13 protein-coding genes are annotated in these 12,002 nt (G+C 60.1%); 7 read left to right on the forward strand and 6 right to left on the reverse strand.

Annotation, left to right across the window (positions count from 1 at the left end; genetic code table 11):
- From AAC083_RS16210 to AAC083_RS16225, 4 genes are all read left to right on the forward strand, one after another.
- On the forward strand, positions 1–832 hold an 832-nt coding region (locus AAC083_RS16210), incomplete at its 5' end, for an alpha-ketoacid dehydrogenase subunit beta (RefSeq protein ID WP_258224723.1).
- Positions 829–1,929, forward strand: a complete 1,101-nt coding sequence (locus AAC083_RS16215) for a dihydrolipoamide acetyltransferase family protein (protein ID WP_108537147.1) — start codon at positions 829–831, stop codon at positions 1,927–1,929. The genes AAC083_RS16210 and AAC083_RS16215, both read left to right, overlap by 4 nt.
- Positions 1,930–2,133: 204 nt before the next feature.
- A complete protein-coding gene (locus AAC083_RS16220) occupies positions 2,134–2,343 on the forward strand; it encodes a cold-shock protein (RefSeq protein ID WP_005331438.1) in 210 nt (69 codons plus the stop codon).
- Between the two features lie 106 nt (positions 2,344–2,449).
- The gene (locus tag AAC083_RS16225; protein ID WP_042036407.1) at positions 2,450–2,755 is read left to right on the forward strand and encodes a hypothetical protein; all 306 of its coding nucleotides are present in this window, start codon (positions 2,450–2,452) and stop codon (positions 2,753–2,755) included.
- Here the strand turns inward: AAC083_RS16225 and AAC083_RS16230 are convergent.
- Entirely contained in the window at positions 2,742–2,990 is a 249-nt protein-coding gene (locus AAC083_RS16230) for a TIGR02647 family protein (protein ID WP_005320240.1), read from the reverse strand. The genes AAC083_RS16225 and AAC083_RS16230 overlap by 14 nt on opposite strands.
- 251 nt (positions 2,991–3,241) lie before the next feature.
- Between AAC083_RS16230 and AAC083_RS16235 the strand changes: the two genes are divergently transcribed.
- Entirely contained in the window at positions 3,242–3,799 is a 558-nt protein-coding gene (locus AAC083_RS16235; protein WP_042036409.1) for a hypothetical protein, read from the forward strand.
- 94 nt (positions 3,800–3,893) lie between these two features.
- A complete protein-coding gene (locus AAC083_RS16240; protein WP_042036410.1) occupies positions 3,894–4,286 on the forward strand; it encodes a DUF2750 domain-containing protein in 393 nt (130 codons plus the stop codon).
- A 127-nt stretch (positions 4,287–4,413) separates the two neighbouring features.
- Here the strand turns inward: AAC083_RS16240 and AAC083_RS16245 are convergent, their stop codons facing one another.
- The 5 genes from AAC083_RS16245 to AAC083_RS16265 form a co-directional block, all read right to left on the reverse strand.
- Positions 4,414–6,264, reverse strand: coding sequence for an extracellular solute-binding protein (locus AAC083_RS16245; protein ID WP_108537148.1), 1,851 nt, complete (start codon positions 6,262–6,264; stop codon positions 4,414–4,416).
- Positions 6,265–6,397: 133 nt separating this feature from the next.
- Positions 6,398–7,291, reverse strand: coding sequence for an EamA family transporter (locus AAC083_RS16250; protein ID WP_108537149.1), 894 nt, complete (start codon positions 7,289–7,291; stop codon positions 6,398–6,400).
- A 164-nt stretch (positions 7,292–7,455) separates the two neighbouring features.
- On the reverse strand, positions 7,456–8,202 hold the full coding sequence (locus tag AAC083_RS16255) for a DeoR/GlpR family DNA-binding transcription regulator (protein WP_108537150.1): 747 nt from the start codon (positions 8,200–8,202) through the stop codon (positions 7,456–7,458).
- Positions 8,203–8,296: 94 nt separating this feature from the next.
- Entirely contained in the window at positions 8,297–10,741 is a 2,445-nt protein-coding gene (locus tag AAC083_RS16260; RefSeq protein WP_108537151.1) for a formate C-acetyltransferase/glycerol dehydratase family glycyl radical enzyme, read from the reverse strand.
- A 4-nt stretch (positions 10,742–10,745) separates the two neighbouring features.
- Positions 10,746–11,642 (reverse strand): glycyl-radical enzyme activating protein, encoded by an 897-nt coding sequence (locus AAC083_RS16265; protein ID WP_108537152.1) that lies wholly within the window; start codon positions 11,640–11,642, stop codon positions 10,746–10,748.
- A gap of 127 nt (positions 11,643–11,769) precedes the next feature.
- On the opposite strand from AAC083_RS16265, the gene AAC083_RS16270 reads away from it, so the two are divergent.
- A partial coding sequence (locus AAC083_RS16270; RefSeq protein ID WP_339736248.1) for a transaldolase family protein occupies positions 11,770–12,002 on the forward strand: 233 nt, incomplete at its 3' end.

Below are 12,002 nucleotides of genomic sequence, written 5' to 3' on the forward strand. Positions count from 1 at the left end.
GCGGGTGATCGATACGCCGCTCGCCGAGGGGCTGATCGCCGGGGTGGCCGTCGGCATGGCGACCCAGGGGCTCAAGCCGGTGGCCGAGTTCCAGTTTCAGGGCTTCATCTTTCCCGGCATGGAGCAGATCATCTGCCAGGCAGCGCGGATGCGTAACCGCACCCGTGGCCGCCTCTCCTGTCCCATCGTTTACCGCTCTCCTTATGGCGCCGGCATCCACTCGCCGGAGCATCACAGCGAGAGCGTCGAAGCCCTGTTTGCCCATATTCCGGGGCTGCGGGTAGTGATTCCCTCCAGTCCGAGGCGGGCCTATGGCTTGCTGCTGTCGGCCATTCGCGACCCGGACCCCGTGATGTTCTTCGAGCCTGATCGTATCTATCGCTCCATGAAGTCGGATGTGGTGGATGACGGTGTCGGCCTGCCGCTGGACGTCTGCTTCACCCTGCGGCCGGGACGGGATATCACCATGGTTGCGTGGGGAGCCTGCATCCAGGAGGTGATGCGAGCAGCGAGCCTGCTGGCGGAACAGGATATCCAGTGTGAAGTGCTGGATCTCGCCACCATCAAACCCCTCGACATGGAGAGCATTCTGGCCTCGGTGCGCAAGACGGGCCGTCTGCTGGTGGTGCATGAGGCGTGCGGCAGCTTCGGCGTGGGCGCAGAGATAGTGGCGCGGGTCACCGAGGAGGCGTTGACCTCTCTCAAGGCGCCGCCAAGGCGCCTTACCGGGGTGGATGCCGCCGTGCCCTACTACCGCAACGAAGAGTATTACCTCATCACCGAGCAGGATATCGCGGACGCGGCTCATCAGCTGATGGAGAAGTGGCTATGAAATTTTTCAAATTACCGGATCTGGGCGAAGGCTTGGCCGAGGCCGAGATAGTCGAATGGAAGGTGAGTGCCGGCGATACAGTGAGTGTCGATCAGGTGCTGTTGTCGGTAGAAACCGCCAAGGCACTGGTGGATGTGCCCTCGCCGGTGGCGGGGGTGATCGCCAGGTTGTGCGGGCAGGAGGGCGACATACTCCACATCGGTGCGCCGCTGGTGGAGTTCGAAGGTGGCGAGGATGACGGCACTGTGGTTGGCAAGGTCAGTGCTCATCAACAGCATATTGAGGATCACTTCGTGGTGGGTGCCATAGCCCCAGGTGGCAGCCTGGTACAAGCCATGCCTGCCGTGCGCCTGCTGGCGCAAAAGTTGGGACTGGATATCGACCGGATCAAGGGCAGTGGCAGCGCCAGCATGGTGACAGAGCATGATGTGCAGGAGGCATTTGAGGCTCTTCAAGACAGCGGCAACGAATTCCTGAAGGGCTCGCGCCGTGCCATGGCCAAGGCGATGGAGCTCTCCCATCAGACAGTGGTGCCGGTCAGCATTACCGACGAAGTAGATCTGCGTCACTGGCAGCTGGATGAGGATGTGACGGTACGCCTCATCAAGGCCATCGGGGTCGCCTGTCGTGCCGAGCCCTCCATGAACGCCTGGTTTGACGGCGATACCCTCTCAAGGCGGCTGTTCAGCGAGGTCAACGTCGCCATCGCGGTGGACTCCCGGCATGGACTCTATGTGCCAGTGATGGAGAACGTGGCAGAGCGGGAGGGGGCGGACATCCGGCAGGGGCTGGATCGCATGATCGCCGATGTGAAAGCGCGTGCCGTGCCGCGGGAGATGCTGCAGGGAGCGACCATCACCCTCACCAACTTCGGTGCTATCGCCGGTCGCTATGCCAGCCCCATAGTGACGCCACCTCAGGTCGCCATCATTGGCGCCGGCAAGTTGTTCGAGAAGGTGGTGTTCATCAACGGAGAGGCTCGTCCGGTCAGGGCACTGCCATTGTCGATGACGTTTGACCACAGAGCTTGCACTGGCGGTGAGGCTGCACGCTTCCTCAAGATCCTGGTTCAGGCACTGGAAGCTCCCGCGCTATAAACCCTTGTGCCCTGCCGTCGGCAGGGCACAAATTTGTTTGCGTAATCCCCAAAGCCACGTATAATCTAAATCAGCTTGAAAGGGCGAAAGTTATGTCAATGAATATGATGTTTTACATCTTTTCCTGTTGTTCATAAGTTAATCCCGTTTTTGAGCTTTATCCGCTGAAAAGCATAAGTAATTATTTGAATACAGGTTATAGATATGTCTAACATGATCACCGGTACCGTTAAGTTTTTCAACGAAACCAAAGGTTTTGGCTTCATCCAGCAAGAAAACGGCCCGGACGTTTTCGTTCACTTCAGCGCTATCAGCGGTAACGGTTTCCGTACCCTGGCTGAAGGTCAGCGCGTACAGTTCTCTGTGACCCAAGGTCAGAAAGGCCCGCAGGCTGAGAACGTAACTGCTCTGTAATTCTTACAGAATTTAAGAAAGCCGTGGTGCCTCTGGTTCCACGGCTTTTTGTTTATAGGGGTTTTTTAGGCTTGTATCGACCTCACTTTCACCGTCCTCTCTCACCATGATCCCATCGCTTCTACTGGCCGCCAGCCTGCTCATGTCCGTCGACACTGAGGCACAGAATGCGTTTGCCACCGAAGCGAAAGCCGTGTGTCAGCAATTTGTACAAGTTCGCCTGGGAAGCATGAGCATACCCGATGAGATCAAGGCTCAGCCTTTGCCGAAACGGGAAGGTGAATGGATGGTCGATGGCAAAATAAAAGGACCCGAAGGTCCTTTGTTGTTTGCCTGTTTGTTGCGGCAGGGCTCACGCTGGGAGTTGCTCAACTTTTCACTCTGGGCCCCGCAGGCGATCAAAGCGGTTTGAGTGCGACGATCAGATGCTGCAGATGCTCAACCATGGTCATGCCAAAAGGAGTCAGGTAGCCGCCATCTTCTGCGCTGATGAGACCTTGCTGATGCAGGCGTACAGCCGCCTGGCACAGCTCGTCAGACATGTCACTGCGCAACTTGATCCCCAGGCTCATGTTGGCCGGATCAAAGCATGCCAGTATTTTCAAGTCGTTTACAAAGTCGTTAGAAATCTGGTCGATCCCAATCATGAATGCACTCCTTACGCTAAAGATGTATGCAAACTAGCATTCCCGGATCCACTTTAGTGGGCGCTGGTTCAAACTATTGGGCTTTCTCTGGCGTCCCCCTGCCTGAACGCTGTTTTTTTGGGCACTGCCCTCCGATTTGAGCCGTGAAAATGTGAGTCCGCTCGCCAGCAGTCAAACATGATAGGATAAGGGCCTCCTTTGTCTTTCTGGCCGAACACAGTTGATCGGCCTTCCAGTTCAAGGCGTCCCTCATGGTTAAGATCACGCTAGTATCACTGCTTCACTCTCTCGGCCCCCGTTTCCCTGTCTATCCCACATCTCTGTTGCTGCCGCTGCTTGACCAGCATCAGGGCGATGTCTGGCTGCCTGCAATCAAGGGATCGGATGTGGCCTCCTTGCGTCAGCATGGCAAGGGGGCGGCTGCGCAAACCCTGGCGCCGCTGACTGCGGGCTGGTGTGATTTTGCCGCCAGCGATGTCGGGGCGACCCCCGAGCTGGATGCCCTTGCCAACTATGACACCGAGATGATGGACAACCTGCTGATGTACTGGCATAGCCCGGCCAAGATAAACAGCCCGATCACCGATAATCTGTTCGAGCTGCGCCGCGAGGTGGTGGACGAGGCCCATGGCAGCAGACTGGCCAGCGCCTGGGAGCAGCAACAGCAATTGCGGTTCGAGCAGATCATGCAGGGCGTGCAGGCAGGGCGGGATCAACTCTGCTTCGTCGAAGTGGAGTCTGCCTACTGGTTGCGTCAGCGTTGCTGCGAGACGGTGGAGATCACCCTGGTAACGCCTGAACTGGGCTGACATTGCCGAAAAATAGGTGACCGACCTCTCATACTGGACAAGCCGTCAGCAAGATGTGAACATGGCGCCCTTTATTGAAAGAGAGACTTGGCCAATGAGCTATGAATTGAGCGAAACCGAGCGCAATGCTGCGCTGCAACTGAACGCTGACTACCGCTACGAGCACTTCATCAGCAAGCTGGTCGAGCACGAAGAGCTGTTCGTCCTGACCGACGAGCACGGTGTCATGATGCTGACCACCGACGATGAAGATTGCATTCCGGTATGGCCGCACCCCGAGTACGCCCAGGCGTGGGCCGAGGGTGAGTGGGCCGAGTGCAAGCCGCAGTCCATCACCCTCAAGGTGTGGCTGGAGCGCTGGGTCGACGGTATGGAGCAAGACGAGCTGTGTGTTGCCGTGTTCCCGACTCCGGATCAGGAAGGTATAGTGCTGGAGCCGGCCGACGTGGCCGACGCCATTGCCGAGAAGCAGGCCAAGCGCGCTTAATCGCTCCTGAGCTTCCCTTGCAACCCTGGTTGCAATAAAAAGACCCCGCCAACGTGCGGGGTCTTTTGTTTTCGGCTCTATGGGCTGCGTCTTTTTGGGGGCGAGACCCATGACTGGGTGAGCAGCCTCAGTGCTGCTGGTAGCGGGTGTCGGTCAGGGTGACGGCGGGGAAGGTCTTGCCGCTCTTGATGGCTGCCCTGGTTTCCGCTTTCGCCTGCTCGTCAATCCAGAACAGGCCACCATAGCTGTAGCCGCTATTTCCGCCGTCGAGTGGCCAGTAGAGCTGCTCGCTCTTGGGGGGCGCCGGCACTTTGGGCAGTTTTATCCAGCGCCAGGCTCCTTCCCGGGTGTAGGGCACCTGATAGGCTGGCACGAAGCTGGCTAGCTCATAGAGCCGTTGCTGGATCTGCCGTGAAAGGGCCGCTTTTTTTGCGAAGTCGAACTCCTTGTCGTACTGCTCCACCAGCGCCGTGATGGCGTCGTCATCGATGTTCATGATGTTGTTGGTCTGGGGTTTGTTGGCATTGAACTTGTGGAAAAATTCCCAATAAGCGGGGTAGCGGCCACCACTCCAGGCCATCCAGGCGCTCTGATGTTTTTTCTCCAGCATTGATTTGAAACCGGCTGAGGCATCCATCAGGTTGAGCTCCAGATTGAGTCCTGCCTTCTTCGCCTCTTCTCGCAGCAAGGTGAGCCGCTGGGCATGTTCTGCGGTGGTGTAGGTGATGGAGAGGGTCAGTGATTGCCCTTGGTCATTTTGCAAAATCCCCTGCGGCCCCACCTTGTTGAAACCGGCCTTGGCAAAGTATTCCCGTGCCAGTTTGGGGTCGAATGGACGGGCCTTGAGCTCGCTGTTGGTAAACTCCCCCTGACCCGATCCATAGCTGTTGAGGCGCTGGTAATCCCCCCGCAGCAGGGTAGTGAGCATCTTGTCGAGGTTGAGGGCATGCTGGATGCCGAGCCGCACATCGAGATTGCTCAGCAGTGGATCGGCGGTGTTGAGATAGAGCCCCATCGGCGATTGCGGGGTCTGGTTGTAGAACCAGGCCCGCTCGATATAACCCTTCTCGAACGCCGCTGTTTTGGTCTTGTCGTGCCACCAGTTGGGCATGTTCAGCGGGAAGGTGTCGAGATCGCCGCGCAGGAAGTGTTGCCAGGCGATGTTCTGATCCCTGAGCACCTTGATCTCGATCCGCTCCGGATTGAAGCGATGCTGGAAATAGCGCTCGTCATCCCCCCACCAGTTTTCAATTCGCTTGAAGGTGACCGACTTGCCTTTTTTCAGCTGATCGATCTGATAGGGGCCGGTGAACGGCAGCAACTTCCAGTTGTACTCCTTGACCCAGTTGTAGGTGAGCTTGATGGCGTGGCTCGGCTCCGGGCTGATGGGCAGCGACTCCAGCAGGTCCTGGCGGCTCTTTTCGGTACCGCTGGTGATGGCCAGGGTGTGATCGTCAAACTTGGTGATATCGGTTATCTGGGTGCTGTAGTAGTTGTTGTACCAGGGGTCGTTGATCGCTTTGCTACGCATCATCTTGAGGGTAAAGAGCCAGTCATCGGCGGTGACTGGCTGGCCGTCTGACCAGCGTGCCTTGGGATTGATGCGAAAATAGAGGGTCTTGTTGTCGGCACCGAAGGCCCATTCGCTTGCCAGCATGGGCATGGGGTTGCCGGTCACCGGATGGGTGCTCAGCAGTGGCAGGTTGGTCTCCCGCACGTAGCCGGCAAACCCGCCGTTGGAGTCGGGGCCAAATTTGCGCAGGGTCAGGGGAAAGCTGGTCATAAAGGTGCGAAACGTGCCGCCGCGCTTGGCGGCCGGATCGGCATAGACCGGATCCGTGTTGTTGCTCTCCCATTTCAAGTCAGCGGGCAGTGTGGCACTCCAGCCAAACGGGCTCCAGCACAGCGTCAGGGTGATGGCGGTGGCGCGTATGAAGTGGGGGAGGCAACGCCCCCCGGCGGTGATGGTCGATGGCATATCCTTGCTCTCTCCTGATGGTCTGCTTCCTGCAGGTCACGCTTTGGTGACGCCAGTCCCGATGGGGGACTGGCTCATCATGAAAATTTAATCCTGTCAGGTCAATGGGATGACGTAAATAAGCGGGTGGTTATCAAGTTGCGCTCTGTGGTTTGAACCAGCGCAGTCGGCCACCCAGCAGATGGACCACAAAGCCGAGCAGTACCAGGCCAGCGCCCAGCCACTGCAAGGCGGTCGGGTGTTCATCAAGCAGGATAGCGGCCGCCACCAGGCCGACACAGGGGATCAGCAGGGAGAGCGGTGCTACCTGCGCTACCGGATAGCGCATCAGTAGCCGTCCCCACAGGCCGTAGCCAAGCCAGGTAGCAACATAAGAGAGATAGAGCACGCACAGTAATCCTTGCCAGCTGAAATTGAGCAAGCTGCTGGCAATGCGCTCCGGCCCCTCGAACAGCCAGGAGAGGGCGAAAAATGGCAATATCGGCACCAGACCAGCCCAGGCGATGAGGCTGGGTAGGGAGGTGTGATAACGCAGACCGATCTGGCGATTGATGACGTTGCCAAGACCCCAGCAGGCAGCGGCGCACAGTGTCAAGACGAAGCCGAGCAGGGTGAGGTTGCCCTCGCCGCTTGTGGCGATGAGATAGAGGCCGAATCCCGCCAAAGGCAGCGCCACCCAGTGGTGAGGCTGCCAGCGCTCCCCCAGCCAGATCATGGCAAACAGCAGGGTGAACACCACCTGGGATTGCAGCACCAGCGAGGCCATGCCCGCGGGCATACCGAACTTCATGGCACTGAACAGAAACGCGAACTGGCCCAGACTGATGGCACCGCCATAGGCCAGCAGCCAGCGCCAGGGTATGGTGGGTTTGGGCACCAGCAAGATGGCGGGAAAGACCACGCCGATGAAGCGCAGCGCCCCCAGCAGCAGGGGGGGAATGCCCTCCAGTCCCCACTTGATGGCGACGAAGTTGAGCCCCCAGCAGAGGATGACCAGGGCGGCCAGACACTTGTCCTTGGTTTGCATGGTTGAAATCCTTGTCATCAGAGGGGCGGCGACTGGCGGCCCGCAGCTATCGGCAAGGGGGGAGCATACCCTTGGGCATGTGGTGAGTGTCAAGGTGAAAGACCCGTTTGGGAGTTACTGGTAGAGGGGGCGATGGCGGGTTCTGGTGGCAAGGTCAGGGCAGATCAGGCGGCAACGCAGTGCAGGGTGATCCCCTTGGCCGCGATGGCCGCACGCATGGTGGCGGGCAGGGCATCGTCGGTGACCAGCACGGTGATCTGACCCGGCGCGCCGAGCTGGCTCGGGTGGATGGCGCCAAATTTGCTGCTGTCGGTGATCACCACATTGGTCATCCCCTTGGCCAGCACGCTATTGACCACGTCGGCCCGCATCATGTCGCGGCCGGTAAAGCCCACCTCGGGGTGAAAACCGTCGACCCCGATAAAGGCCTTGGAGAAGTGCACCTGCTCGATACACAGGCGCGTCAGCGGCCCCACCACGCTTTCGCTCTGATGCTGGAACAGCCCGCCGAGCAGTACCACCTGAGCCGGGGTGTCTTTGAGCAGATGGGCGATATAGCTGCTGATGGTGATGATGGTGACCCGTTTGTGCAGGGCGAGGTGGCGCGCCAGCATGGCGTTGGCGCTGCCCCCTTCGATAAAGACCGTCTCGCCATCGTCCACCAGCTGGGCGGCCCGCTCGGCGAGGCGCTCCTTGAGCAGATAGTTGATGTTCATCCGGGCATCCGGGTCATCGGTCTCCAGCGCCATGGCCGAGCCGTGTACTCGTCTGAGCAGCCCCTGTTTCTCCAGTGCGGTGAGGTCGTTGCGCACCGTCACCTCTGACACGCCTGTGTGTTGGGAGAGCTCACTCACGCTCATCTTGCGAGCCTGATGGACCAGCGTGAGGATCAGTTGGTGGCGTGGATTCATGGTGCGCTCGCATGCAAGGTGGTGGATAGCGGCAAGCCACCCGAGGGTGGCTTGCCAATCATATGACGTCACAGGCGCCATGGGGTGCGCCCCGTCAGAGACTGTGCTCGGTGCGGGCGATGATATCATCTTGCGCATCCGGGGATAAGGCGGTGAAGAAGGCCGAATAGCCCGCCACCCGCACCACCAGATCCCGGTACTGATCCGGATTGGCCTTGGCTGCCAGCAGGGTTTCGCGCGAGACGATGTTGTACTGCACGTGCCACCCCTTGTGCACCTCGAAGAAGGTGCGCAGCAGGCTCATCAGCTTGGTTTTGTCCCGCTCGTTCTCAAGGCTGGCCGGGCTCAGCTTCTGGTTGAGCAGCACCCCGCCGAGGATAGCCGCCGTGGGCAGCTTGCCGATGGAGTTGAACACTGCGGTCGGGCCGAGACGATCCGACCCCGAGGAGGGGCTGGCCCCTTCCGCCAGCGGGGTGCGGGCGTGGCGACCATCCGGGGTGGCCAGGGTGGCCGCACCGAACGGCACGTTGGCGGAGATGGAGGAGGTGCCTGCGTAGTAGGTGCCGCCGATGGGGCCGCGCCCGAAGCGGGTGTTGTGCAGCCCCTTGAGCTCGTCGATGTAGCTCTGGTAAGCCTGCACCAGCAGCAGATCTACCTCGTCCAGATCGTTGCCGTATTTGGGGGCGGCATTGGTGAGGCGTTGGCGCAACTGCTCCCCCGCCAGCCCGGCAAAGTCTTGCTCCAGCGCGGCAGCCAGTTCTTGCTGCCCCACCACACCCTGTTCGAACACCAGTTTCTTCAGGGCCGCCAGACTGTTGCCGAGGTTGGCAATCCCCACCTGCAGACCGGATACCCAGTCATAGACGGCGCCCCCCTCCTTGATGGTCTTGCCGCGCTCGATGCAGTCATCCACCAAGGTGCTGCAGAGGATGTCGTGGGCCTGCGCTTCCAGCACGCTGTCGACCACGCAGTCGATCTCGATGGATTTGCGGGTGAAGTAGCGCACCTGCTCATCCCAGCGGGCCATCACCTCGTCAAAGTTGCCAAAGCTCCCGTCTCGCAGCGATTGGGTTTGGGGCAGGAATACCTGGCCTGTGGTGGCATCGCGACCGCCATCGAGGGAGGCCAGCAGGATGCGGGCGAAGTTGATAAAGCTCATGCCGGTGCAGCGGTAGCCCCACTTGCCGGGCACGGCGGTCTCGATGCAGCCGATGGCGGCGTAGTGGTGGGCATCCTCCACGCTCACCCCGAGCTTGATGAACTCGGGGATCACCACCTCGTCGTTGTTGAAGGCGGGCATGCCAAAGCCGCAGCGGATCACCTGAATGCAGGCGTCGAGGAAATCCTCGCTCATCCCGGCGTGGTAGCGCACCGAGAGGTTGGGCTGGGTGGAGCGCAATTGGCCGCAGGACTCCAGAATGGCGTAGGAGAGGCCGTTGACCGCGTCATGGGCCGCGCCATCGCGCCAGTTCTGGCCGCCGATGGTGACGTTTTGGTAGAGGGGGCTGCCAGCAGAGGCCTTGGAGTGGGTGCCGGAGCGGATCTTGTTTACCTCCAGCAGTTTGAGCCAGCACCCTTGCAGCAGCTCGATGGCGCGAGGGCGTGACAGGGATTCTGACAGCTCCACCTCGCGGCGATACCAGGGGTAGAGGTACTGATCCATCCGCCCAAACGACACCGAGTGGCCGTTGGATTCGATCTGCAGGATGAGCTGGATGAAGTAGCAGAGTTGCAGCGCCTGCCAGAAGGTCTCGGGGGGCTGGTGGGCGATGTGGGCGCAGTTGAGCGCTATGGTCTCAAGCTCGCTTCGGCGCTCGGGGCACGGTTCTTGCGCAGCCATGTCGCTGGCCATCTCGTGGGCAAGAGTGGCGTAGCGCGCGATGTGATCGCTGACTGCATCCAGGGTGATGGCGACGGCGTGCAGGAACTGCTCACGTTGCAGATCGGCCCAATCCGCCAGATCCAGCCGACTGCGCCGCTCGGCCACCTTGGCCTTGAAGCCATCGAGACCCAGCGTGAGCAGCTCCTCATAGTTGACCGCAAGGTGGGCATCCCCCGAAGTCATGTTGCCCTCGGCCTTGATGATGCCGCTCTCCAGCAGCGCTTTCTGCTCGTCAGTAAAGAGGCCGAAGCAGCGATCCTGCACCGTCTGGCCGCGCCAGAAGGGGGTGAGGGCGTGGATGATCTCCTTGTCGGTTTCGCTGACTGCAAAACCGGCGCCAGGTCTGTCTGCCAGCTCGTCTATTTCCTTCTCAATCCAGCTCACGGTGTATTCGGGAAAGAGAGGCGCCGCCCGCACCTGACTGGCCTGATTGCCGACGATAAGCTCGTCGTGCTTTATCCAGATGGTGCGCTCCTTGAGGTGATGGGCCAGCGCCAGGGCGCGGCGCACCGGCAGCGGCCGGGCGAGATGAGCCTGATAGGCCTGCGTGTAGTGGCGGGCACGCTCGGTGCAGACCGGTGGCTGAACGATGTGGATCAGGCTCTCTTTGTGGGCGCGGATCCGCGGGCTGAGGGTATTGAGGTCGAGCTGGGTCATGATCTTATCCTCTGGTCACAGGGGTCAGCCCCTGACGTTGGGCGTATGCGTGGGCAAAGCTGAGTAAATCGGGGTCGTCGAGTGGTGTCTCCGGCGCCTGATACGGCAGATCCAGCAGGGCATATTTGCCCATCCCCAGGGTGTGGTAGGGGAGGAAGTGGATCTCCTGCACAGTGCCGAGACTGGCGGCGGTGTCGGTGATGGCGGTGATCGATTCGCGGTCGGCATTGAAGCCGGGAATGAGTGGCACCCGGATCTGCATCGGCACGCCGTGCTCGGCCAGGCGTTTGAGGTTCGCGATGGGCAACCCCACCTTGCCGCGGGTCCAGTTGAAGAAACGTTCTTTATCCACGTGCTTGAGATCCGCCAGCACCAGATCCAGTGAGGGGAGGCTTGGCTCAATCTGGTGCCATGGAACATGCAGGCAGCTCTCGACCGCGGTGTGCAGCCCTTCTGCCTTGCAGCGGGCCAGCAGGGCGGCGGCAAAGTCGGGCTGCATAAAAGGCTCGCCACCGGAGAGGGTGACACCACCGCCGCTGCGCTCGAAGAAGGGGCGATCCCGCCGTATGGTGTCCATCAGGGTGTCCAGCGTTTCATCCCGGCCACACACCTGCAGCGCTTCGCTGGGGCAGAGGCCACGCAGCCGCTCCCTATCTTGTGCACTGAGGGCAGAGCGGGTGAGCTGAATGCCTTCGCTGTCATGCAAGATTGCCGGACAGGCCTGGCTGCAGAGCTGGCATCCCTCGATGCATTGACGCCGGTCGAGCAAGATGTCCGGCTGGGGAGAGCGGCTTTCCGGGTTCTGACACCACAGGCAAGCTAGCGAGCACCCCTTGAGAAACACCAGGGTGCGAATGCCGGGGCCATCGTGAGTTGAATATCGTTGCAGGTCGAAAATCATACCGACTCCTTTTGTTTTTCATTCTATTTGCCTTCATTCGAAAGTTGATTTGATTTTGATCAAGCAATGCGCAGATGTTTTGTCGCTAGAATGGCGACATATTGAACATCCCGTTAAGGAGTTAGAGATGGAGCTGTATCTCGATACCGCCGATGTGGCGGCAGTGCGTCGCTGGTCACGGATCCTGCCGTTGGCTGGTGTCACCACCAACCCTTCCATTACCGCCGCTGGGGGATTGCCGCTGAGCGAGCTGCTGCCCGCCCTGCGCGACGTGCTGGGCCCCAAGGCTCGGTTGTTTGCCCAGGTGATGGCCAAAACCGAAACCGAGATGGTGCGCGAGGCGTTCGCCCTGCGTGAGCT

Origin of the sequence: Aeromonas sp. HMWF014, from assembly GCF_963878295.1 — a bacterium.
GTDB lineage: Bacteria > Pseudomonadota > Gammaproteobacteria > Enterobacterales > Aeromonadaceae > Aeromonas > Aeromonas popoffii.